The 21,794-nt window shown below is 59.1% G+C and carries 20 protein-coding genes and 1 tRNA gene; 8 read left to right on the forward strand and 13 right to left on the reverse strand.

Translation table 11 applies throughout. From position 1 onward, the window contains the following. Window positions 1-71 precede the first annotated feature (71 nt). From GOW04_RS00005 to GOW04_RS00015, 3 genes are all read right to left on the reverse strand, one after another. Window positions 72-146 (reverse strand) — tRNA-Gln (locus tag GOW04_RS00005). Between the two features lie 90 nt (window positions 147-236). After that, window positions 237-1,226, reverse strand: coding sequence for an NADPH:quinone reductase (locus GOW04_RS00010; protein WP_171231163.1), 990 nt, complete (start codon window positions 1,224-1,226; stop codon window positions 237-239). A gap of 96 nt (window positions 1,227-1,322) precedes the next feature. Further along, window positions 1,323-1,784 (reverse strand): SH3 domain-containing protein, encoded by a 462-nt coding sequence (locus GOW04_RS00015; protein ID WP_171205541.1) that lies wholly within the window; start codon window positions 1,782-1,784, stop codon window positions 1,323-1,325. Between the two features lie 198 nt (window positions 1,785-1,982). On the opposite strand from GOW04_RS00015, the gene GOW04_RS00020 reads away from it, so the two are divergent. From GOW04_RS00020 to GOW04_RS00045, 6 genes are all read left to right on the forward strand, one after another. Beyond that, window positions 1,983-2,969, forward strand: a complete 987-nt coding sequence (locus GOW04_RS00020) for a D-glycerate dehydrogenase (protein ID WP_171232003.1) — start codon at window positions 1,983-1,985, stop codon at window positions 2,967-2,969. Between the two features lie 20 nt (window positions 2,970-2,989). Beyond that, window positions 2,990-3,379 (forward strand): GFA family protein, encoded by a 390-nt coding sequence (locus tag GOW04_RS00025; RefSeq protein ID WP_171231164.1) that lies wholly within the window; start codon window positions 2,990-2,992, stop codon window positions 3,377-3,379. Window positions 3,380-3,489: 110 nt separating this feature from the next. After that, complete coding sequence (gene ggt / locus GOW04_RS00030; RefSeq protein WP_171231165.1) at window positions 3,490-5,277, forward strand: gamma-glutamyltransferase; 1,788 nt, start codon at window positions 3,490-3,492, stop codon at window positions 5,275-5,277. A 93-nt stretch (window positions 5,278-5,370) separates the two neighbouring features. After that, window positions 5,371-6,780 (forward strand): FAD-binding oxidoreductase, encoded by a 1,410-nt coding sequence (locus GOW04_RS00035; protein WP_171205331.1) that lies wholly within the window; start codon window positions 5,371-5,373, stop codon window positions 6,778-6,780. A gap of 86 nt (window positions 6,781-6,866) precedes the next feature. Then, on the forward strand, window positions 6,867-7,145 hold the full coding sequence (locus GOW04_RS00040) for a hypothetical protein (RefSeq protein ID WP_171231166.1): 279 nt from the start codon (window positions 6,867-6,869) through the stop codon (window positions 7,143-7,145). Between the two features lie 142 nt (window positions 7,146-7,287). Further along, the gene (locus tag GOW04_RS00045; RefSeq protein WP_171231167.1) at window positions 7,288-9,795 is read left to right on the forward strand and encodes an FAD-dependent oxidoreductase; all 2,508 of its coding nucleotides are present in this window, start codon (window positions 7,288-7,290) and stop codon (window positions 9,793-9,795) included. Between the two features lie 42 nt (window positions 9,796-9,837). On the opposite strand, the gene GOW04_RS00050 is transcribed toward GOW04_RS00045, so the two are convergent. The 3 genes from GOW04_RS00050 to GOW04_RS00060 all read right to left on the reverse strand — a co-directional run bounded on the left by GOW04_RS00050 (window position 9,838) and on the right by GOW04_RS00060 (window position 11,969). Next, window positions 9,838-10,173, reverse strand: coding sequence for a carboxymuconolactone decarboxylase family protein (locus tag GOW04_RS00050; RefSeq protein ID WP_171231168.1), 336 nt, complete (start codon window positions 10,171-10,173; stop codon window positions 9,838-9,840). Between the two features lie 72 nt (window positions 10,174-10,245). Next, a complete protein-coding gene (locus tag GOW04_RS00055) occupies window positions 10,246-10,899 on the reverse strand; it encodes a DUF938 domain-containing protein (protein ID WP_171231169.1) in 654 nt (217 codons plus the stop codon). Beyond that, window positions 10,896-11,969, reverse strand: a complete 1,074-nt coding sequence (locus tag GOW04_RS00060) for an FAD-binding oxidoreductase (RefSeq protein ID WP_171231170.1) — start codon at window positions 11,967-11,969, stop codon at window positions 10,896-10,898. The genes GOW04_RS00055 and GOW04_RS00060 overlap by 4 nt, the downstream gene beginning before the upstream one ends. 186 nt (window positions 11,970-12,155) lie before the next feature. Between GOW04_RS00060 and GOW04_RS00065 the strand changes: the two genes are divergently transcribed. After that, a complete protein-coding gene (locus GOW04_RS00065) occupies window positions 12,156-12,560 on the forward strand; it encodes a hypothetical protein (RefSeq protein ID WP_174829319.1) in 405 nt (134 codons plus the stop codon). Continuing rightward, complete coding sequence (locus GOW04_RS00070) at window positions 12,557-13,789, forward strand: HlyD family secretion protein (protein ID WP_171231171.1); 1,233 nt, start codon at window positions 12,557-12,559, stop codon at window positions 13,787-13,789. The genes GOW04_RS00065 and GOW04_RS00070 overlap by 4 nt, the downstream gene beginning before the upstream one ends. 59 nt (window positions 13,790-13,848) lie before the next feature. Here the strand turns inward: GOW04_RS00070 and GOW04_RS00075 are convergent, their stop codons facing one another. The 7 genes from GOW04_RS00075 to GOW04_RS00105 all read right to left on the reverse strand — a co-directional run bounded on the left by GOW04_RS00075 (window position 13,849) and on the right by GOW04_RS00105 (window position 21,726). Continuing rightward, window positions 13,849-14,994, reverse strand: a complete 1,146-nt coding sequence (locus GOW04_RS00075) for an iron-containing alcohol dehydrogenase (protein WP_171231172.1) — start codon at window positions 14,992-14,994, stop codon at window positions 13,849-13,851. A 67-nt stretch (window positions 14,995-15,061) separates the two neighbouring features. Then, on the reverse strand, window positions 15,062-16,444 hold the full coding sequence (locus GOW04_RS00080) for an aldehyde dehydrogenase family protein (protein WP_171231173.1): 1,383 nt from the start codon (window positions 16,442-16,444) through the stop codon (window positions 15,062-15,064). 94 nt (window positions 16,445-16,538) lie between these two features. After that, a complete protein-coding gene (locus tag GOW04_RS00085; protein WP_171231174.1) occupies window positions 16,539-17,891 on the reverse strand; it encodes a glutamine synthetase family protein in 1,353 nt (450 codons plus the stop codon). A 90-nt stretch (window positions 17,892-17,981) separates the two neighbouring features. Next, a complete protein-coding gene (locus GOW04_RS00090) occupies window positions 17,982-19,013 on the reverse strand; it encodes a TRAP transporter substrate-binding protein (RefSeq protein ID WP_170343589.1) in 1,032 nt (343 codons plus the stop codon). Between the two features lie 67 nt (window positions 19,014-19,080). Further along, window positions 19,081-20,406: a TRAP transporter large permease subunit gene (locus tag GOW04_RS00095; protein ID WP_171205339.1), complete on the reverse strand. Its 1,326-nt coding sequence runs from the start codon at window positions 20,404-20,406 to the stop codon at window positions 19,081-19,083. Beyond that, window positions 20,406-20,924, reverse strand: a complete 519-nt coding sequence (locus tag GOW04_RS00100; RefSeq protein ID WP_171231175.1) for a TRAP transporter small permease subunit — start codon at window positions 20,922-20,924, stop codon at window positions 20,406-20,408. Before GOW04_RS00100 ends, GOW04_RS00095 begins: the two co-directional genes overlap by 1 nt. Window positions 20,925-20,940: 16 nt before the next feature. Continuing rightward, window positions 20,941-21,726 carry an N-formylglutamate amidohydrolase gene (locus GOW04_RS00105; RefSeq protein WP_254430043.1) on the reverse strand — a complete coding sequence of 262 codons (786 nt, stop codon included), beginning with the start codon at window positions 21,724-21,726 and terminating at the stop codon, window positions 20,941-20,943. Window positions 21,727-21,794: the final 68 nt, after the last annotated feature.

The raw sequence follows: 21,794 nt of genomic DNA on the forward strand, positions 1-21,794 counted from the left end.
GGGCATAAAGGGGGGCATTTTCAGCAGCAAACGGTGTCAACAGGTATCGGAGTAATGATGTTCTGATGAACTGGCTGGGGTGGTAGGATTCGAACCTACGATACACGGTACCAAAAACCGCTGCCTTACCACTTGGCTACACCCCAACGGTGAGCGGCTGTCTACGATTGTTGTTGGCAGGGATCAAGAGCGTTTTGTCAAAAAAACTCACGTTGAACAGATTTTTTTCAGGGCGGTCATTTGGTGTCGATCAACACGGCTCCGGTCCGGTTTCCATCCTGCACCATTGCATGCGCAGACGCGCATTCTTCCAGTGCAAAGACCTTTTGAACAGGGCAGGTCAAAGCGCCATCCGCCAAGGCCTTGTGAAGGGTCTTCACGGCATTGGTACGAAGATCCGGCGGAAGAAGATAAATCAAAATGGTCTCAAGCGTCATGGCTTTGAACATCATCGGTCCGAACGGAAACACGGGGGTCATGTCTTGGGCAGAGCCATAGGCGTTGATGCGACCGTTCTCGGCGATGACCGTGGCGTTTGTTTGAATATTCCGGCCGAATTCGACGTCGATGATTCGGCCGATTGTCTTTCCTTCATTTGCATCGAGAATTTCGGTGGAAAGATCCTCGCTGGCGTAATCAATCACGATATCTGCGCCGGCTTCCCGGACCCGGTCAAAGTTGCGAGGGCTGGCCGTCGCGATCACGCGCGCGCCTGCCCATTTGGCAAGCTGAACGGCCAGAAAGCCGACGGTGCCAGCGCCACCGTGTATCAAGATCGTTTGCCCATCGGGACGGCCGCCTGAAAACACCGCGTGGCAGGCGGTAAGACCGGGAATGCCCAGAATCGCGCCGGTCTGCAACGACACTGCATCCGGCAGAGCCACAGCCTGGGCATCGGGAAGGGTGATGTGGCTGGCGGCGGTGCCGAAAGGGCGTTGCCATTGCCCGTTCCAGATCCACACGCGTTGACCGATCCGAGATGCGGAAACTCCGTCGCCAATGGCCGAGATCACACCGGAGCCGTCACTGTGCGGGATGATCAGGGGGAATGGGGGTTCTGTCACGCCCGGTCTGGTCCCGGCGCGGGCTTTGACGTCGGAAGGGTTCACTCCGGAAAAGGACAGCTCTACCGTGACCTCGCCCGGACCCGGCGGGACCGGAGGGAGGTCCTGTATCCGCAGGACATCGGCGGGGTTTCCGAAGGTGGAATATGTAACTGCGCGCATGATCGCCTCCGTTTTGGTCGAGTTTCACAGCATATCGGCGGGAAACTCAAACACCTTGCCGCGTGTCCGCAACGCGGGGGAAGGTCGGCCCTGTGGTTATTCGCGAATCTCGGACGGGTCGACCCCCCAAAGGTTCGACTTCAAGGTCCAACCCCGATACCCGCCGGCGGTGATCCGGCACCAGTCCAGCGAACAGGTTCCCAGTCGGGCCACAACCCCGGATTCGAAATGCGCATTCACGGGGGAGGTCGGATCGGGTCGGGCATAGACAGGCAGCATTTCGGATTCAATCAGTACTGTCCGAACACCCGACAACAGGGCGTAGTGAACCCAGCCTCCAGCGCCGTCGCGGTCCTGAACCCGTCGCCAGTTGCCGTATTCGGCAGTGACTTGAAGCGGCATTCCGCGCCGTTTGAACACCCAGTCGATTCGATGTGTCAAAGAAGGTCCGCGTCGCACGTTGCCTTCTGCTGCTTTCATCGAGACATAACGGGGCAGGGGGAGGTTGGTGACGGATCCTCGTTTCACGTCGGCATGAGCAGCCCATGCGCCGAACATGATCAGAAATACGGATAGTGCCGCCAGACAGCGGCGATTTACCGGTCGAATACCACTCACTGACTGCCTGCTCTTGTGCCTGTTGATCCGGTTCCGAAAAAAGGTCGACTCAATGCCAAAGGGGTTCTTGTGCCCCGCCTTATCCTGCGCCACGATGCCATGGCGCGCGTCCGTTTGCAAAGCAGTGGGAGGGCCGAGGTGCCAAGAGAACGTTTGAGTGTTGTCGTTACGCGACGGTTGCCCGAAGCGGTCGAAACACGTTTGAGCGAGTTGTTTGATGTGCGCTTGCGCGACGATGACACTCCGATGACGCGCGAAGAACTGGTGGCCGCAGTGCAGGAAGCCGATGTCCTGGTGCCTACGGTAACCGATGCGATTGATGGCGGTCTGCTGGGTCAGGCGGGCGAAAGGCTGAAGCTCATCGCCAATTACGGTGCCGGTGTCGACAATATTGACGTGTCCACCGCGCGCCAGCGTGGGATTCTGGTGTCGAACACGCCTGGGGTTCTGACCGATGACACCGCCGATATGACCATGGCCCTGATTCTGGCGGTTACCCGACGCATTCCCGAAGGTCTGAGCGTGATGCAGCAGGGAGATTGGTCCGGCTGGGCGCCCACCGCTTTTCTGGGAGGCCGTATCGGAGGTCGTCGTCTGGGAATTCTGGGCATGGGCCGGATCGGGCAGGCGGTGGCGCGGCGTGCGAACGCCTTTGGAATGCAGGTCCATTATCACAACCGTCGTAGGCTGCGGCCCGAGACCGAGCAGGAGCTGGAGGCAACCTATTGGGAAAGCCTCGATCAGATGGTCGCGCGGATGGATGTGATCTCGGTCAATTGCCCCTCAACGCCGTCGACCTTCCATCTGATGAACGCACGTCGTCTGAAACTGATGAAACCCTCGGCAGTGATCGTCAACACGTCACGCGGTGAAGTCGTGGACGAAAACGCCCTGACCCGGATGATCCGCGCAGGTGAAATTGCGGGGGCGGGGCTGGATGTCTACGAACAGGGCACTGACGTGAACCCGCGCCTGCGGCAGCTGCCCAATGTGGTTCTGTTGCCTCATATGGGATCGGCCACGCTCGAGGGCCGGGTGGAGATGGGCGAGAAGGTCATCATCAACATCAAGACCTTCGAAGACGGCCACCGCCCGCCGGATCAGGTTGTACCGGCAATGCTCTAGCGCTCTGGAAAGGAGCAGGAATGGACGTCTATGAAGGAGGGTGCCGTTGTGGAAATCTGCGCATCAGGGCTTCGGGTCGTCCACTGCGGGTCGGAATCTGTCACTGTCTGGACTGCCGCAAGCATCATGGCGCGGTGTTCTATGCGGCGGCCGTTTTCCCGGAAGACAGAATAGAGGTTTCCGGCGAAGCGCGTGGTTATGCTGACAGGTTCTTTTGCCCCGTCTGCGGCTCTCCGGTCTTTGCGCGCAGCGGAACCGAAGTGGAGGTGCATCTTGGATGCCTTGATGTGCCAGATCAGTTGACGCCAACATATGAAAGCTGGGTCACCCGGCGTGAAGCGTGGTTGCCCGAGTTCCGCGGTATGACCCACTATGATCAGGATCGATTGGTAGGCGACGCAAAGCCTTAACGCGTGCTGCGGACGTCGGCCATGTGTTGATGGCGTGCAGCTTGGACTTGTTCAGAGCGTGTTCGGCGCGCAATTTTGATAGTCAGGGATGTATTGGAGGATTTGATCAGATGAGACGTGTTTCAGTTCTACTGTTTTCTGCATTTTGTTTTGCTGCTCCGGGGGTCGCTCAGGAAGCGGCCGATGCCGTTGCCCCCGAAACGGCCACGGAAGGGCAGGTACAGGCCATGACCGACGAGGTCATCGCGGCGCTTGAGGCCAAACTGGATGGCGTTCCGGTCACGTCCCAGAACTGGATGGTTGCCGCGGCCAACCCGCTGGCGGTGGAGGCCGGCGCCAGAGTATTGCGCGCAGGTGGGTCTGCCGCAGACGCCATGGTTGCGGTGCAGGTCGTGCTGGGCCTGGTCGAACCGCAATCCTCGGGCTTGGGCGGCGGTGCGTTTCTGGTCTGGTACGATGCAGCGACCGGTCAGATGACAACTCTGGACGGGCGAGAAACGGCGCCGCTGGCGGCCACACCGACCCTGTTTCAGGACGAAAACGGTGAGCCGCTGAAATTCTTCGATGCGGTTGTCGGTGGGCTGTCCGTGGGGACGCCGGGCACACCTGCCTTGCTGGAAGAGGCGCATCGCCGCTGGGGGCGTTCCTCGTGGCCCGGATTGTTTGCCGATGGAATCCGGTTGGCGGATGAAGGGTTCCTGGTGTCCCCGCGTCTGGCCAGCCTTGTTGAAAACGATGCCGAGCGCCTGTCGCGCTTCCCGGAAACCGCTGAATATTTCCTGCCGGGGGGCGCGCCGCTGCAACAGGGGCAGCGCCTGATGAACCCAGCTTATGCCGAAACTCTGCGTGTGTTGGCCAGTGACGGGGCGGCTGGATTCTACGGCGGTGAGATTGCGGCAGACATCGTGCGCACGGTTCGCAATGCTCCGGGCAATCCCGGTGTTCTGTCCGGTGCGGATCTTGCGCTGTATCAGGTGATCGAGCGCGAACCGGTTTGCGCGGAATACCGCGCCTATGAAGTCTGCGGCATGGGCCCGCCGTCGTCGGGTGCGCTGACCGTGGGGCAAATTCTGGGGATGCTGAACGGCTATGATCTGGCGGCCATGGGGCCGGAAAGCGCCGAGGCCTGGCGGTTGATCGGAGACGCTTCGCGCCTCGCCTTTGCGGACCGCGGCCGGTACATGGCTGACAGCGATTTCGTGCCCATGCCGACCAAGGGGCTGGTTGATCCGGCCTACCTGTCGCTACGAGCGGAATCGCTGAACACCGAAGGCGCGTTGGCAGATGTCGGGCCCGGTCAGCCGGAGTTCGACCACGCGCTGAACTGGGCGGATGATGTGTCGCTGGAGCTGCCTTCGACCTCGCATATCTCGATTGTAGACAGCTATGGCAACGTGTTGTCGATGACCACGACCATCGAAAACGGCTTTGGCTCACGTCTGATGACGAACGGGTTCCTTCTGAACAACGAACTGACGGATTTTTCGTTCAAGACCCACAGCGATGGTGTGCCGATCGCTAACCGGCTGGAACCCGGAAAACGCCCGCGTTCGTCCATGAGCCCGACCATCGTGATGCAGGATGGCGCGCCGGTTCTGGCGATTGGCTCGCCGGGTGGCAGTCGGATCATCGGCTATGTGGCCAAATCGATTATCGCATGGGCCGACTGGGGTATGGATGTGCAACAAGCCGTGTCGCTGCCGCATCTTGTCAATCGTTTCGGGACATATGATGTCGAGGCCGGGACCTCTGCCGAAGGCTTTTCCGACGGGCTGACCCAGTTTGGGTTTGAGGTAAACCCGCGTGACCTGACATCTGGCCTTCACGCCATCGAAATCGGCGACGGGCTGAGCGGTGGTGCCGACCCCCGTCGCGAAGGTATTGCGCTGGGCGAATAGGGCCTTGGTATTTGTGGGGATTGCCCGCACTTGACGAGCCCTTTAGTCATGGACTGAACGGCCCGCAACGTGCCGGGACAGGGGAGGATGACGATGGTGCAAGCGACCGCTTTGCCTCGGAATGAAACAGGTATCGAAACCGTCATAGGCGTTCTGAAACAACGTTTTGGCGACAGGTTGCAAACGGGTGCCGCGATTCGTGAACAGCACGGGCACACCACGACCTGGATCGAAAACCAGAGCCCGGATGCCGTGGTTTTCCCGCATACTACGCAGGATGTGTCGGAAATCGTCAAAACCTGTGCCGCGCACCGGGTGCCGGTGATTCCCTTTGGCACGGGAACGTCGCTGGAAGGGCATGTGAATGCGCCAGCGGGGGGGATCTCGGTCGATCTGATGCAGATGGACAAGGTGCTGGCTGTCCACGCCGAGGATTTGGATTGTGTGGTGCAGCCCGGCGTCACGCGCGAGGCGCTGAATACACATTTGCGGGATCAGGGTTTGTTCTTTCCGATTGACCCGGGGGCGAATGCGTCGCTGGGCGGTATGGCCGCGACCCGCGCTTCGGGCACCAATGCGGTGCGATACGGAACGATGCGCGACAACGTTCTCAGCCTCGAGGCGGTCATGCCGGACGGCCAGATCATCCGTACCGGTCACCGGGCCAAGAAGTCATCGGCCGGGTATGATCTGGCACGCCTTCTGATTGGGGCGGAAGGCACGTTGGGTATCATCACCGAGCTGACTCTGCGCTTGCAGGGCATCCCCGAAGCGATCAGCTCGGCCAGGTGTTCCTTTCCTTCGGTCGATGCCGCGTGCCGCGCGGTGATGATGACCATTCAGTATGGCATTCCGGTCGCCCGAATAGAGTTGCTGGATGAAATGTCGGTTCAGGCGGCAAACGCCTATTCCGGGCTGAGTCTTCCGGAAACGCCGTTGCTGCTGCTTGAATTCCATGGCTCTGAAAGCGGTGCGGCGGAACAGGCTGAAACCTTTGGTCAGATCGCCGAGGAGTTCGGCGGTACGGATTTTGCTGCGACCTCGACCACCGAAGAACGGAACAAGCTTTGGCAGGCGCGCCATGATATGTATTGGGCGTGTCTGCAACTGCGCCCCGGCGCGCGTGGTATTTCAACGGATGTCTGCGTGCCGATCTCGCGCCTGGCGGAATGTGTGACAAGCACTCAGCAGAAGGCAGCTGATCTTGGCTTGCTCGCGCCAATTGTGGGGCATGTGGGGGATGGGAACTTTCACACGCTTATTTTGATCGATATGCAGAACACCGAAGAAGTTGCCAAAGCCGAAGAGTTTGTCGGATGGTTGAACGACCTGGCAATTTCAATGGAAGGCACCTGCACAGGTGAACACGGAATCGGTCAGGGCAAACGGCCATACCTTATCAAGGAACTGGGCGCCGCCACGCAGTATATGGCCGCAATCAAGGCTGCTTTGGACCCCGAGAACATCATGAATCCCGGCAAGGTATTATCCGGCCAATCCTAGCGGTTTTCGCGTTCTGGCCCGCATTGCGCCTTCAAATCGTCCACATGTTCTGGTCTCACCGACTCGGTTAGGAACAGGTGGTCGAGATGAGCGCAAAATATCTGGCAGGGTTTGCAGCGATCTGCGGGGTCGCCATTGTTGGGCTGGACTATTATCAGCAGGCCAAGGCATCCGAAAACGGGCTGGGCTTCAAAGGTTATGTTGCCTCGGTATCCGCGCGTGTCGGGATTTCGGAAAGTCGGCTTGAAGCTGATGCCCAACCTTCACAGCCCGAGGAACCCGCGGCCAAGACACCGTCAGAGGAAGTTCGGAAACTTGTCTGCACCACGATCGGGACAAGCAAGCGCTGTCGCTCCAGCGGTTGAGATCACGGGTTTCATGTCCGATCTGCGACCCGCATTCGATGATCGGGTCGTTTTTTTCATATCACTGGTCGGATGAATGTCGCGCGATCCCTCTCAAGTGCGCCATATGGTGTCAACTGATTTCAAGGGGAGACGCCCGGTTATGAAAACCCAAGTCAAAGCACTGGTCGTTGGCGGCGGCGCCGTTGGGACCTCGATTGCCTATCATCTGGCCAAAGCGGGCTGGAATGATGTGATGTTGATCGAACGGGACGAGCTGACGTCCGGGTCCACCTGGCACGCGGCTGGTCTGCTGCCATTGTTCAACATGTCCTATGCGACAACGCACATCCACAAATACTCGGTCGACTTCTACAAGACGCTGGAAGAAGAAACCGGGCTGAACGCGGGCTTTGCCGTCGTCGGCAACCTGCGCATGGCACAGACGCAGGAGCGCATGGACGAGTACATGCTCTACGCCTCTACCGCCGAAACCTGCGATGTTGCCTATGAGTGGCTGACCCCCGAGCAGATCAAGGAACGCTGGCCGCTGATCGAGACATCGGATCTGAAGGGCGCGATCTACCATACCGAAGACGGGTATATTAACCCTGCGGACGTGACGCAGGCGATGGCCAAGGGGGCCCGTCAGCGTGGCGTCGAGATCGTGCGCAAGATGCAGGCGGATGCCTTCCACTGGAACGGCACCCATTGGGAAGTCACTTGCACCAAGATGGTGGAAAAAGGCGGCAACCTTGTCGAAAGCGACGAAAAGGTTGTGATCACTGCCGAACATGTTGTCACTGCATCGGGCAACCACGCACAGCGCACCGCCAAGATGCTGGGCATCAAGATGCCGGCGATCCCGGTCGAACACACTTTCATCGTCATGGACAAGGACCCAGAGTTGGTCAAATGGCGCGAAGCAGGTAACCCGGAACACCCCGTCGTGCGCGACGCCGACAACGAATCCTATGCCCGTGAAGAACGCGGCGGCTGGATCCTGGGTATCTATGAACATGGCGCCCCCGCGCGGTTTGAACACGGTGTGCCGGACAGCTTCCGCGCGGATCTGTTCCCGCTGGATCTGGATCGGATCGCGGATCAGTACATGGCTATGGCCGAGCGCGTGCCGTCCTGTGCCGAGTCCGGCCTGAAAGACGATTTCAACGGCCCGATCTGTTATACGCCTGACGGCAATCCGCTGGTCGGCCCTGCGCCGGGCCTGCGCAACATGTGGCTGGCCGAAGGTTTCAGCTTTGGCATCACCGCGGCAGGCGGCACCGGCTACTATCTGGCGCAGATGATGGTCGATGGCGAAGCCGAGATCGATATGGCCTCGCTGGACCCCAAACGCTATTCCAGCAACTGGATGACCACCGAGTTCGCGGCCCGCAAAAACGAAGAGTGCTATGAACACGTCTATATCCTGCACCACCCGGATGAAGAGCGTGAAGCTTGCCGTCCGTTGCGTACTGTTCCGGCATACGACCGTCAGAAGGCGCGTGGTGCACAGTTTGGTTGGGTCAACGGTTGGGAACGTCCAAACTATTTCGGCCCGCTGGATGCGCCTGACAACTTCGACAAAGAAAGCCGCAGCTTCCGCCGCGGTGGTTGGTGGCAGTATGCCGTCGAAGAAGCCAAAGCGATCCGAGAAGGCGTTGGCCTGATCGATGCGTCGGCCTTCACCAAGCATGTCGTAAAAGGCCCCGGTGCCACCCAGTTCCTGGATTGGTTCACCTGCAACAAGCTGCCCAAGGTCGGTCGTATCAACCTGACCTATGCGCTGACCTCGCACGGCACCACCCGCACCGAATACACCATCGTCCGCAATGGCGAGAACAACTACTACATCGTCTCTGCCGGTGCCTGGACCGAGTACGACGCCGACTATCTGCGCAAGGCGGCCGAGGACAAGATGGAGGAGTTCGGATATATCGAAATCCAGGACGTGACCACGCAATGGGGCGTCTTCGCCATCGCCGGACCCAAGTCGCGTGACGTTCTGAAAGAGGTCATCAAGGACGCCGATCCGGAAACCGCCCTGTCGAACAAGCGCTTCCCGTGGCTGTCGGCGCGTCAGATCGAACTGGGCATGTGCCCTGTCAACGCGATCCGCGTGGCCTATACCGGCGAGCTGGGCTGGGAACTGCACCACCCGATCGAGATGCAGAACTACCTGTTCGACCTGCTTGAAGAAGCCGGCGAGAAGCATGGCATGAAGCTGGTCGGTGCCCGCGCCCAGAACTGGCTGCGTCAGGAGAAATCCTATCGCGCCTTTGGCACCGAACTGGGCCGTGACGCGACCCCGCTGGAGGCCGACCTGCCGCGCTTTGTCGATTTGTCGAAAGATTTTTACGGCAAGGCCAAGCTGGAAGAGACCGGTGTGCGCGTGAAATGCTGTACCCTGCTGATCGACGGGCCGGAGGATGCCGACCCATGGGGCCGCGAGGCACTGTACACACCGGAAGGTGAACGCGTGGGTCGATTGACCTCGGGCGGGTATTCCGTAGTGTTCGAGAAATCCATCGGCATGGGCTATGTGAAGCCCGAGCTGGCTGTCGAAGGCACAAAGCTGAAGGTCAAGATGCAGGACAAGCTGTGGGATGCGGTCGTGACCTGCGACAGCCCCTACGACCCGAAAAACGAAACCATCCGCAAGGACGGTTGATCGAAGAAAGGCCCCGGAAACCTTCGGGGCCTTTTCTTTTTGTCATCCAGACAGTTCGTCGAAACATTCCAGCGCCTTGGCCGCGTACATCATGGCTGGGCCGCCGCCCATCTGGATCGCCATGGCCAACACGTCGGACACTTCTTCCCGTGTCGCACCGGCCTTGATCAAAGCTTCGGTGTGCAGGGTGATGCAGGGTTCGCATCGCAGGGTGACTGACATGCCCAACGCAATGAGTTCCTTGGTCTTGTAGTCGAGCGTCCCGCCCTTTTTGACGGCTTTGCCAAGCGCTCCGAATGCGCGTGTCGTGTCGGGAATGGATCCGTTCAGGTTTCGCAAACTCTTTCGTGTTGCCGAGAGTTTTTCTTGCCATGCCATTGCTGAGTGCCCTTCTTCATATCTAGCAACTGGAATATGAATTGGGTTGCGGCTGTTTGACTTTGATCTCGATCAGACTTCAGGGCGTTCGGCAATGAACGCAAGATTGTTGGCAGGCATTTCTAACGGTGCCAGCGCGAGCAGGCCGAAGTTCTCGAACAGGTTCAGAATGTCCGCGTCGTTTTTGTAGCCGATTTCCGGGTCTTGCTGGATCAAAGCCTTATGAAAGCGGACATCCCCGTCACTGGTGAGTTGGCCCGAGCGTTTGAACGGACCGTACAAGATGAACCGCCCTTTTGGTGACAGGGATTGGGCGACTTCTGAAACGATGGTTCTGGTTTCCTGCCAACTGATCAAGTGAATCAAGTTGATCAGAACGATCAGATCCTGGCCGCAAAACCGCCTGTGCCAGCCCGAAAGCGCTGCATCCAGTTCTGCGACCGGCGCGACATTTGGCAGGTTACGGGTATAGGCGTCGATACTCACGCGCCGCTCAGGGTCAACCTCCGAAGGCTGCCAGGTCAGCCCGGGCAGCATTTCGGCAAAGGCCCGGACATGCTGACCAGTCCCGCTTGCGATTTCCAATGCCTGGCCTTGGGACGGCCCCCACTCTTGCAACACTGCACACAGGGCGTAGGTGTTCCGGGATGCTGCCGGGGCCACCAGCTTGCCATCTTCAGACGCATTGGCGACGCTTGCAGAAGAGGGGAGGCTGCGTTTGATCATCGTTTCAGCCTGTCAGGGGTCAACATGCCTACTATGTCAGGCTCCAGTTCGGGTGTGTTTCCGACAACAAGATCGCACAGCAGTTGCGAGGCCGCCGGTGAGGTTTGAAAACCAAACCCGCCCTGACCGCCACACCAGACAAACGAAGGGTCCAGCGGGTCGCGCCCAAGCACCAAGGTCCCGTCCGGGGCAAAACTGCGCAAGCCCGCCCAATTCGTTTCAACTCTTGTGACAGGCTCGGTCATCAACTCCTCATACCGTGCCAGACCCTCTGCCAGCACCATATCATCGGCATAAGCATCCTGTGGCGGAACGGGATCGGCTTCGGATGGTGAAACCAGCAGCTTGCCCGCATCCGGTTTGGCGTACCATGTTTCGCCGGCGCCCAGCATCATCGGCCAGACAGAAACGTCATGCCCTCCGGGGGCGGGAAGACGCGCCATCGACCGACGGCGAGGTGTGATACCGATACCGGGCAGCCCTGCAAGCTGTGCAACCTCATCCACCCAGGCCCCGGCTGCGTTGATCAGAGTGCGGGCTTCAAAGATCTCACCGGCCTCAACCGCCCAGTGTTTTTCTTTTCGAATGCCGGTGACTCTGCTTTTCGTCGAAACCGTTCCCCCGTTTTGCCTGACGGTCCGGGCGAAATCGTGCAACAGGCGATCCGTATCGATGTCAAAGGCCGCTTCGCTGATGGCTGCAAACCCGACCTTGCCCGGGTTCAGAATCGGAACGCGCGATATCGCCTGTTCCATCGGTATTTTCACCATGTTCAGATCGGCGCAATCGGCTTCGAACATGTCGGGCTGGTCAATTGCTCCGACCAGCATCAATCCGCGCGGGGTCAGGTAACCGCCATTCTGCGTATGAAGAAAGGCAGCCCCCGCTTTGTTCAGTGCGACGACCGAAGGCGGTCCATAGCTTTCTTCGAACAAGGCCGCTGACCGGCCCGACGTGTGATAGCCCAGGGCGTCTTCCGCTTCCAGAACCATCACGGTTCCGTGTTGCGACAGGCGCGCACCGGCGCTCAGCCCAGCGATGCCGCCTCCGATTATCAGGAAATCAATCATGACTTGCGATCCATCCTGAGCAGAGACGCTACAGGTTCCTTGAGTTTCATGCTGGCGCCAAAGCTCCTCGTTCGCCACGCGTTTGGGTTCCCGGACTATAAGCAGCCTTGAAATTGTGCTTCAACCCGGTCAAAGAAGTATCAAAATATACAGGAGGGTAAGGTGACCGCAGCAGACCTTCATCCAATGGCCACAGGGCATATTCCAGGATATGTTGTCGCAGCTGACGGAAGCGATTACCTTTTCTCCGCCATGGTCGTTTTTTTCGTCGTTCTGGTGGTGCTGATCGGTGTCGGATACCTGACGCTGCATTCGGTTCCCGAAAAAATGGCCCACGAAAACAATCACCCGCAGTTTCAGTTGGTGGGCATTCTGGCACTGCTGGCGCTGTTTACACATAATGGGCTTTTCTGGGTTGCTGCTATATTGGTCGCAGGGTTCCAGTTCCCGGATTTTGCCACCCCGCTTCGAAACATTGCCGATGCCATTCGTTCTCTCGGTCGGTCACCTGTTCCGGAACCAGTGCCTGAAACAACGGTGCCGGCTGCGCCAGAACCTGGACCCAGCGATCCGCAGGAGCAATCCACATGATCGAGACCATGCTCTGCGCCCTGATAACGGTGCTGCCCGACTATCTGTTCCGCCGTTTTGTACAGGGCAAGCGGATCGGTCACGAGATTACCTTGTTCACCATGTGGTACGAACTTCGCTGGGGTTTGACCACCTGTGCCATTCTGGCGCTGACCGTGATCACCACGCTGTTTTACTTTCATCCGGCCAGCAAAACCGCGGCATCCTATTTCCGGACGGTGACCATTCTGCCGCAATTGGGCGGTCGTGTTTCCGAGGTTTTCGTCAAGAACAACGAACTGGTAACCGCGGGTCAACCGATTTTCCGGATCGAGGATTTCAGCCAGACTGCCCAAGTTCAGGCGGCAAATGCGCAGATTGCACAGGTGCAGGCCTCGCTTAAGGTTGCGGAAACCGATTTGGCCGAGGCGGAAGCTGGAATTGCAGGTGCCAAGGCTGCGCTTGCGCAGTCTCTGGAGGATCTTGAACGCAACACGACCTTGCGCGACGAAGGTTCAAGCGCCGTAAGGCTGGCCGAGATTGAGAGGCTGGAAAACCTTGTCGCCGAGCGAGAGGCCCAGGTTCTTGCAGCGGAATCTAAACGTGCCGCGGTTGAGCAGCAGATCGAAGAACTGATCCCCGCGCAGCTAGCCAGTGCCATTGCGCAACTGGATGCTGCGCAGACCGAGTTGGACAAGACGGTGATCACCGCGGGCGTCACAGGGCGGGTCGAACAGTTCGGCCTTCAGGTCGGTGACTACGTAAGCCCGTTGTTGCGCCCCGCGGGCATTCTTGTGCCATCGCACACAGGGCATGATCGTTTTCAGGCCGCTTTCAACCAGCTCTCTGCCCAGGTGATCAAGCCGGGCATGATTGGTGAATTGGGTTGCATGACAAAGCCATTCACCGTGATCCCCACCGTGGTGGTCGAGGTGCAGGATGTCATCCCGTCGGGCCAGATCCGCCCATCGGACGAATTGCGGGACGTTCAGAGCAACAACAATCCGGGCTCGATTCTGGTCTATTTGGAGCCGCTGTACAAAGGTATGGCCGATGACATTCCGCCGGGCAGCAATTGTCTGGCCAATGTCTACACAGACAACCACGAGCGGTTGGAGCACGAGGATCTGGGCTTTTGGGAGGCGACCTTCCTGCACGTGGTCGACACGATCGGCGTGGTGCATGCAGCGGGTCTGCGCTTGCGTTTGATCCTGATGCCGGTGAACACTCTGGTTTTGACCGGGCATTGATCTGACCTTGGCAATCTGAACGCGAAGGCCCGGCAAGTTTCGCCGGGCCCTTTGGTTTCTTAAAGCGCTGCTTTGAACAGCTGCGTCAGGTTGTCTTTCGTCAACTCAATCGGGTTGCCGCCGCATGACGGATCGATGATCGCCCCTTCGACAAGCTCTGGGATTGAAGCTTCGGTCACACCCAGGTCGGACAATGTGCGGGGGATGCCAAGGCTGTCGTTGAAATTCTGCACGAAGGCGCGGAAACCATCGAAGCCGCCGTCGATGCCCAGATATGCCGCAGCTTGCTGGAACCGATCTGCAATGGCCGGGGCGTTGAAGTCCAGCACAGCGGGCATGCAGACCGCGTTCGTGGTGCCGTGATGGGTGTTGAATACCGCGCCAATTGGGTGGCTCATCGCGTGGATCGCGCCAAGGCCCTTCTGGAAAGCCGTTGCGCCCATGGCAGCGGCGCTCATCATCTGGGCGCGGGCCTCGATATCGGTGCCGTCTGCATGGGCACGTGGCAAATACTCCTTCACCAGTCGCATACCCTCCAGCGCGATGCCCTGGCTCATCGGGTGATAATGCGGGCTCGAGAAGGCTTCGACGCAATGCGCGAAGGCGTCCAGGCCTGTTCCTGCCGTGATGAACTTGGGCATCCCGACGGTCAGCTCCGGGTCGCAAATCACCACGGTCGGCAGAACCTTGGGATGAAAGATGATCTTCTTGGCATGGGTCTCGGAATTGGTGATGACGCTCGCGCGGCCCACTTCCGATCCTGTCCCTGCGGTGGTCGGAACGGCAATGATTGGCGCGATAACGTCGGCATCGGCTCGTGTCCACCAGTCGCCGATATCCTCGAAATCCCAAACGGGGCGCGTCTGACCGGCCATGAAAGCGACCATCTTGCCCAGATCCAGCCCAGAGCCGCCGCCAAAGGCGATCACCCCGTCATGGCCACCCGCGTTATAGGCCGCAACTCCGGCTGCAAGGTTCTTTTCATTCGGGTTGGGGTTCACATCGCTGAACAGGCCGCGGCCCAGTCCGGCGGCTTCCATGATATCCAGTGTCGCGCTTGTGATGGGCAGATCGGCCAGCCCCTTGTCCGTGACCAGCAATGGTTTCTTCATTCCGGCGGCGGCGCAGGCTTCGGGCAACTCCCTGATGCGCCCGGCTCCGAATTTGATGGCGGTCGGATAGGACCAGTTTCCAACAAGTGTCATGTCAGGTTTCCTTTGCAAAATAAGGCCTGCTTCGGCGAGGGGGTGGGTCCGAAGCAGGCCGTCGTCCTTAGCCCGTTACCTTTTTGAGGTGGTAGGATTTGGGACGTGTCAGGTTGTGATATCCGATGACGGACAGACCGCCGCCGCGCCCGGTATTCTTGCAGCCCGTCCAGCACAGGCCGGGGTCCAGATAATCAGCGCGGTTCATGAACACGGTCCCCGTTTCGATCCGGTCACCCACCCGCGCCGCACGATCCACATCGCGGGTCCACAGGCTGGCAGTCAGGCCAAACTCACTGTCATTCATCAATGCGATGGCCTCCTCGTCCGAGGACACTTTCATGATGCCCACCACGGGCCCAAAGCTTTCGTCCCGCATCACGCGCATGTCATGATTGACATTGGTCAGGATTTGCGGTGTCAGGTACGCGCCACCGTCGTCTTCAGCAAAGGTGTTGATATGCGCGACCGCACCGGCTGCAACCGCCTCGGCGATCTGCGCTCGTACCTCATCGGCAAACCGCACATTGGCCATCGGGCCAATCGTTGTCTCGGCATCCAGCGGGTTGCCCAGCTTGTAACCCTTCACGATGTCCACCGCCTTGGCGACAAAGTCGTCATAAAGGCTCTCGTGAACATAGATCCGCTCGATTCCGCAACAACATTGGCCCGAATTGAACATCGCACCGTCAATCAGCGTGTCGACCGCGGCATCCAGGTCGGCGTCATCCATCACATAGCCGGGATCCTTGCCGCCCAGCTCGGTGCCGACGCCGGTAAACGTGCCCGCCGCGGCACGTTCCATCGCCTGACCGCCGCCGACTGATCCGGTGAAGTTCACGAAATCAAATGCATTGCCCGCGATCAGGTCGTTGGTCACGTCGTGGCTCAGGAACACATTCTGGAATACGTCCTCGGGCACACCTGCCGAATGGAACGCCTTTGCCATGCGCTCGCCCACCAGCAACGTCTGTGTCGCGTGTTTCAGGACGACCGTGTTGCCCGCGATAAGCGCCGGTGCGACCGTGTTGATCGCCGTCATGTAGGGATAGTTCCAGGGCGCCACCACAAAGACCACCCCATGAGGAATGCGCTTGATGTAGCGTTTGAACGTTTCGTCTTCGCCGACGGCGATATCTGCCAGGGACGTCTCGGCAATCTCCGCCATATGGCTGGCACGTTCGTTGAATCCACCGAACTCGCCGCCATAACGCACTGGGCGACCCATCATATGGGCCAGTTCCGGCACGATCTCATCGTTCATGGCGCCAACGGCGGCCACACCCGCCATCACAAGATCGATCCGCTCCTGCAACGGACGAGCTGCCCATTCCGCCTGAGCAGCCCGAGCGCGCGCCGCGGCCCCGAACGCGGCCTCTCGCGACAACACTTCACGTTCGGCATAAACCGATCCATCGATCGGCGAGACACATTTCAACATCTGCCCCATTTTCACTCCATTTCCGAAATAAACAGGATCCCTGCTTCATCTGGCCCAAAATATCCCGGGGGTCTGGGGGCAGAGCCCCCAGCGCGACCCGACCTCACGCCCGCTCGAATCCGCGGGCGATTTCCCAATCCGTGACCACGCGTTCGAACTCCTCGATCTCGACCTCCGCGGCACGGGTATAGTGGTCGACGACGTCATCGCCCATGGCCGCGCGCAACATGACCGATCCGTGCAGCGCATCCCGCGCGGCGCGAAGGTTGCCCGGGATCATCGCAGTCTCACCCTGGTAAACGTCGCCTTTGGTCGGCGGTTGCAGATCCAGCCCTTCCTCGATGCCCGCGATCCCTGCCGCCAGCATGCCAGCCATCGCCAGATAGGGGTTCATATCTGAGCCCGGAATTCGGCACTCGACGCGTACGGCCTTGGTACCGTCACCGCACAGGCGGAACCCGGCGGTGCGGTTGTCCACGGACCAGATGATCCGCGTTGGCGCGAAGGTGCCTTTCATGAAGCGTTTATAACTGTTGATGTAAGGTGCCATGAAATAGGTGTAATCAGGGGCATATTTCAGCAGCCCAGCCATATAGCTTTTCATCAGCGCCGACATGCCCAGATCGTCCCCGGCGTCATAGAAGGCAGGCTGTCCATCCGCCCATAGTGACTGGTGCACATGGGACGAGCTACCAACTTTCTCGTGGTGCCATTTCGGCAGGAACGTCGCTGCGTGACCATGTTGCCACGCGATCTCTTTCACAGCGTTCTTGGCGATCGAATGATACTCGGCTGTTTCCATCGCGGGTGCGTATTTGATGTTCAGCTCTTCCTGTCCGGTCTCGGCCTCACCTTTGGAGTTCTCAACCGGTATGCCCGCATCCCACAGATGGTTGCGGATCGGACGCATCACATGCTCTTCCTTGGTGGTCTGAAGGATGTGATAGTCTTCGTTATAGCCCGAGATCGGCTCCAGATTCCGGAAACCTTCCTTGCGGATCTGGTCAAAGCTTTTCTCGAACAGGAAAAACTCAAGCTCGGTCGCGGTCATGGCGTCATAGCCCATGGCTTTCAAACGGCTGACCTGTTTTTTCAGGATTGAACGCGGCGCGTGCGGCACTTCCTCATGCGTGTGATGATCCAGCACGTCACACATCACCATCACCGTGCCTTCAAGCCACGGCACCGGGCGCAGGGTGCTGAGGTCCGGTTTCATGACATAGTCGCCATAGCCCCGTTCCCAACTGGTCGAGGCGTAGCCATCGGGTGTCGCCATCTCCAGATCGGTGGCCAGCAGATAGTTGCAGCAATGGGTCTCTTCCCATGCGCCTGCCACGAAATGGCCCGCGTGAAAACGCTTGCCCATCAACCGGCCCTGCATGTCCACCATGCAGACCAAAACCGTATCAACCGAACCTTCGGATACCTGCGTTTTCAGATGTTCGAACGTGAGCATGTGCCACCTTTGTCTTTGCCGAAATCCTTCATCGGCCATTCGTCCTGTCAGACCCGCCCCCAAGCAAGGGGCGGGTCGCTTGGCCAAGTCTTAGCCGTAGCGGTAGGGCCGTCCAGCCTTGAGCATATCGGCGTTGTACTGTTTGAAGATTTCAACAACCTTCGCCTTGGTTTCGGATTCGGCTGCGATCTCGTCCCAGAAGGCAACGGCTGCGGCTTCGACGGTTGCCCATTCTTCGTCCGGAATCGAGGTCAGCTGCATCTTGTCTCCGTTGACGCGCAGGCTGGCCTCGCCGCCCCAGTACCACCATTGACGATAATAGTGGGACTGATCGGTACAGACGCGGAACAGGGTCTGCAAATCTTCGGGCAGCTCGTTCCAGCGGTCCATGTTGGCAAAGAACGAACCGGCCCAGGCACCCGAGATGTTGTTGGTCAGGAAGTAGTTGGTCACATCCGCCCAGCCGACTGTGTAGTCTTCGGTGATGCCGGACCACGCGATACCGTCCAGCTCGCCGGTTTGAACCGCGACTTCGATGTCTTCCCAGGGCAGGGTGACCGGCACAACACCGAACTGCGACAGGAAGCGGCCCGCGGTCGGGAAGGTAAACACACGTTTGCCCTGAAGGTCCGCCAGGCTGTTGATCGGGTCTTTCGTTGCAAAATGGCACGGGTCCCAGGCGCCGGCCGAGATGTGCTTGACGCCGACTTTCGAGTATTCCTCGTCCCAGATCTCGTTCAGCCCGTACTGGTTGAACAGAACCGGTACGTCCAGCGAGTAGCGCGAGGCAAAGGGGAAATAGCCGCCGAACACGGTGACCTCGGTGGGCGACGCCATCGAGTCATCATCCGACTGCACGGCATCAATCGTGCCGCGCTGCATGGCACGGAACAGCTCGCCCGTCGGAACCAGCTGGTCGGCATAGAACAGCTCGATCTGCATCCGGTCACCGGCGATCGTGTTGAACATCTTGATGGCCGGGTCGATCACGTGTTCGGCCAGCGCCGGGCCGGCATAGGTCTGCATCCGCCATCTGATGGTCGATTGCGCCAGTGCAGGCGTCGCCAGAGCAGCGGCGGGAGCGGCCGCAGCACCTTTCAGAAATGTACGTCTGTTCGTCATTCTCTCTCTCCGTTGGTCAGTTTCGATTGTGCGGGGATTGCCCGCGACGCCCCGGTTTGAACCGGGATCATTTGTTGTAGATGTATTCCGGCAGCCACAGCGCGATCTGCGGGAATGTCATGATGATCGCCAGCGCCAGCGTCATCACCATCACGAAGGGCAGGATCGAACCGTAAATGTCGCGCAGCGATATCTCTGGTGGCGCCATCGCGCGCATCAGGAACAGGTTGTAGCCGAAGGGCGGTGTCATATAGGCGATCTGGGTGGTGATCGTGTACAGAACCCCATACCAGATCAGGTCGAACCCCAATGCACCCACGAGCGGCACGTACAAAGGCGCGACGATCACCAGCATGGCCGTATCGTCCAGAAACGTGCCCATCAGAATAAAGCTGAGCTGCATCAAGATCAGGATCACCCAAGGGTTGAGGCCCAGCCGTTCGGTAAACAGGTTCTCGATTGCCCGAACGGCGCCCAAGCCGTCGAAAACAGCGCCAAAGGCAAGCGCAGCCAGAATGATCCACATGAACATACAGGTGATGCCCAGCGTTGACCGCACAGATGTCTCGAAAACCTCACGTGTCATACGGCCCTTGAGGATGGCCGCGGCGAACGCCGTCAACGCACCGATGGCCGAGCTTTCGACCAGCGAGGTCCAGCCGTTGACGAAGGGCACCATCATCGCGGCAAAAATACCCAGGGGCAGCAGGCCCGCGCGCAACAGGCGCAGTTTCTCTGCCATGGGCACGTCGCGCTCCTCGGCTGACAAGGCGGGCCCTAAGGCCGGGTTGATGCGGCAGCGGATCACGATGTAGAGGATGAACATTGCGGCCATCATCAAGCCCGGCAGCAATCCAGCCAACCAAAGTTGGCCAACCGGCTGGCGCGCGATCATCGCATAAAGAACCAGCACGACGGAGGGCGGCACAAGGATGCCCAATGACGATCCGGCTTGTATCACCCCGGTCACCATTTTCTTGTCATAGCCACGTTTCAGCAGTTCCGGCAGCGCAATGGTCGCGCCGATCGCCATGCCCGCGACACTCAGCCCGTTCATGGCCGAAATCAGCACCATAAGACCGATCGTGCCGATTGCGAGCCCACCGTTCAGGCCGCCCATCCAAACGTGGAACATCTTGTACAGATCGTCTGCAATTTTGGATTCGGCCAGAACATAGCCCATGAAGATGAACATCGGCAGGGTCAGCAGCGGATACCATTTCATCAGCTTCATGGCGGCCGAAAAGCCAATGTCATAGCCGCCGCGATCCCCCCACAGAAACAGGGCGGCCATCACGGCGACAAAACCAATCGCGCCAAAAACGCGCTGCCCGGTCAGCAGCATCAGCATCATGGTCGAAAACATCAGGATGGCGATCAATTCGTACGACATCAGATCACCTCGCGCGGGATGTCATCGCCCCTGAGGCGCAGAATATCTTTGAACAGTTCCGAGATCGCCTGAAGCAACATCAGGAACAGGCCCACGACCATGATGACCTTGATTGGCCACAGGTATGGACGCCACGCGGTTGGGCTGCGTTCGCCATATTGCAGCGAATAGCTCAGCGAGTCGTATCCGCCGTAGATCATCACGCTCAGGTAGATGATCAGGAAAAGGACGGTGATCGCATCCGTCCACGCGCGACGACGGTCGGACCATTCGCCGTACAGAAGGTCCATGCGGACGTTGGATCCCATCTGGATCGAATAGGGTCCGCCCAGAATGTAGTAGGCGACCATTGCGAACTGGGCCATTTCCAGGGTCCACAGCGATGGCAGGAAAAAGGTTTTTGAAATCGAGGACCAGAGCAGGATGCCCATCATGACGAAGATGCCGTACATGACGAAGCGTCCGATCCAGCGGTTCGTGCGGTCAATGACCGCCACATATCCCCGCATGAAATTCATCCCGATACCTCTGCTCTCATGGTTTCGCCTCTGCGTGCGATAAGTCTTGGATGACCGATTGCAGAATTGGCGTCAGCAATCCCGCAATGCGGTTTACGCCTTCTGCTGTGTCGATCAGATCGTTTCGAACCTCGATCATGACATTTGGAAGCCCGCGCCGGACCGCGTGTTCGCGCAACGTGTGCGTGACGCCATCCGTCGCCGAGTAAGGTTCGTTCAAAGCCACGCGCAATCCCGAGCTTTCCGCGTGGCTCAGCATCAGCTGCGCGGCGCGGTCGTCTTCGTCATGAAGAATCCCCAGCTCTACCGTTCGGGGGGCTCCCTTGTAGACGGGCGTGAAGCTGTGGATCGTGATGACAACCGGAGGTTCAGGCCGTTCGTCCAAAGTGGATGAAACCAGCGTTTTGAAAGGCTCATACACGTCGCGTACCCGCTGGGCGCGCTGAGCATCTGTCAGGTTCATGTTGCCGGGAATGGAAAACACTTCGCTGACCTGCGGCATGGCATCTTCGCGTTCGGGTGGGCGGTTGCAGTCATAAACAAGGCGACTGACGCGCGAGTGGACCAGCGGCGCATCCAAAGCGCCCATCAGCTCCACCGACAGGTCCAGCGCGCCGATGTCCCAGGCCGCGTGAGAGCCGGCCGCTGCCTCATCCAGCCCCAATCCATCCAGCGCGGCCGGAATAAACCGGCTTGCATGTTCGCATATCAGCACGGCAGGTGCGCGACCGTGCGCATTGAGCACGCGGGCTGCCGGGGCTTCGGTCGGCAAAAGCAATGATGACTCGGTCTCGTGACACATAGGTAGCATTTGCTACAGCAACTTCTCACCTGTCAAGAAAATTTCTGTAGACAAAATTTCAAACGAAC

This window comes from Ruegeria sp. HKCCA4812 (assembly GCF_013034245.1).
Taxonomy (GTDB): domain Bacteria; phylum Pseudomonadota; class Alphaproteobacteria; order Rhodobacterales; family Rhodobacteraceae; genus Ruegeria.

Excerpts from the sequence above, each read along its gene's own strand:
- GOW04_RS00010 (WP_171231163.1), bottom strand. The coding sequence starts at position 1,226 with ATGCGCGCAGTTACATATTCCACCTTCGGAAACCCCGCCGATGTCCTG.
- GOW04_RS00075 (WP_171231172.1), bottom strand. The coding sequence starts at position 14,994 with ATGACACTTGTTGGAAACTGGTCCTATCCGACCGCCATCAAATTCGGA.
- GOW04_RS00095 (WP_171205339.1), bottom strand. The coding sequence starts at position 20,406 with ATGTCGTACGAATTGATCGCCATCCTGATGTTTTCGACCATGATGCTG.
- GOW04_RS00090 (WP_170343589.1), bottom strand. The coding sequence starts at position 19,013 with ATGACGAACAGACGTACATTTCTGAAAGGTGCTGCGGCCGCTCCCGCC.
- GOW04_RS00065 (WP_174829319.1), top strand. The coding sequence starts at position 12,156 with ATGGCCACAGGGCATATTCCAGGATATGTTGTCGCAGCTGACGGAAGC.
- GOW04_RS00045 (WP_171231167.1), top strand. The coding sequence starts at position 7,288 with ATGAAAACCCAAGTCAAAGCACTGGTCGTTGGCGGCGGCGCCGTTGGG.
- GOW04_RS00035 (WP_171205331.1), top strand. The coding sequence starts at position 5,371 with ATGGTGCAAGCGACCGCTTTGCCTCGGAATGAAACAGGTATCGAAACC.
- GOW04_RS00100 (WP_171231175.1), bottom strand. The coding sequence starts at position 20,924 with ATGAATTTCATGCGGGGATATGTGGCGGTCATTGACCGCACGAACCGC.
- GOW04_RS00050 (WP_171231168.1), bottom strand. The coding sequence starts at position 10,173 with ATGGCATGGCAAGAAAAACTCTCGGCAACACGAAAGAGTTTGCGAAAC.
- GOW04_RS00070 (WP_171231171.1), top strand. The coding sequence starts at position 12,557 with ATGATCGAGACCATGCTCTGCGCCCTGATAACGGTGCTGCCCGACTAT.
- ggt (WP_171231165.1), top strand. The coding sequence starts at position 3,490 with ATGAGACGTGTTTCAGTTCTACTGTTTTCTGCATTTTGTTTTGCTGCT.
- GOW04_RS00015 (WP_171205541.1), bottom strand. The coding sequence starts at position 1,784 with ATGTTCGGCGCATGGGCTGCTCATGCCGACGTGAAACGAGGATCCGTC.
- GOW04_RS00055 (WP_171231169.1), bottom strand. The coding sequence starts at position 10,899 with ATGATCAAACGCAGCCTCCCCTCTTCTGCAAGCGTCGCCAATGCGTCT.
- GOW04_RS00060 (WP_171231170.1), bottom strand. The coding sequence starts at position 11,969 with ATGATTGATTTCCTGATAATCGGAGGCGGCATCGCTGGGCTGAGCGCC.
- GOW04_RS00105 (WP_254430043.1), bottom strand. The coding sequence starts at position 21,726 with ATGTGTCACGAGACCGAGTCATCATTGCTTTTGCCGACCGAAGCCCCG.
- GOW04_RS00025 (WP_171231164.1), top strand. The coding sequence starts at position 2,990 with ATGGACGTCTATGAAGGAGGGTGCCGTTGTGGAAATCTGCGCATCAGG.
- GOW04_RS00085 (WP_171231174.1), bottom strand. The coding sequence starts at position 17,891 with ATGCTCACGTTCGAACATCTGAAAACGCAGGTATCCGAAGGTTCGGTT.
- GOW04_RS00080 (WP_171231173.1), bottom strand. The coding sequence starts at position 16,444 with ATGGGGCAGATGTTGAAATGTGTCTCGCCGATCGATGGATCGGTTTAT.
- GOW04_RS00040 (WP_171231166.1), top strand. The coding sequence starts at position 6,867 with ATGAGCGCAAAATATCTGGCAGGGTTTGCAGCGATCTGCGGGGTCGCC.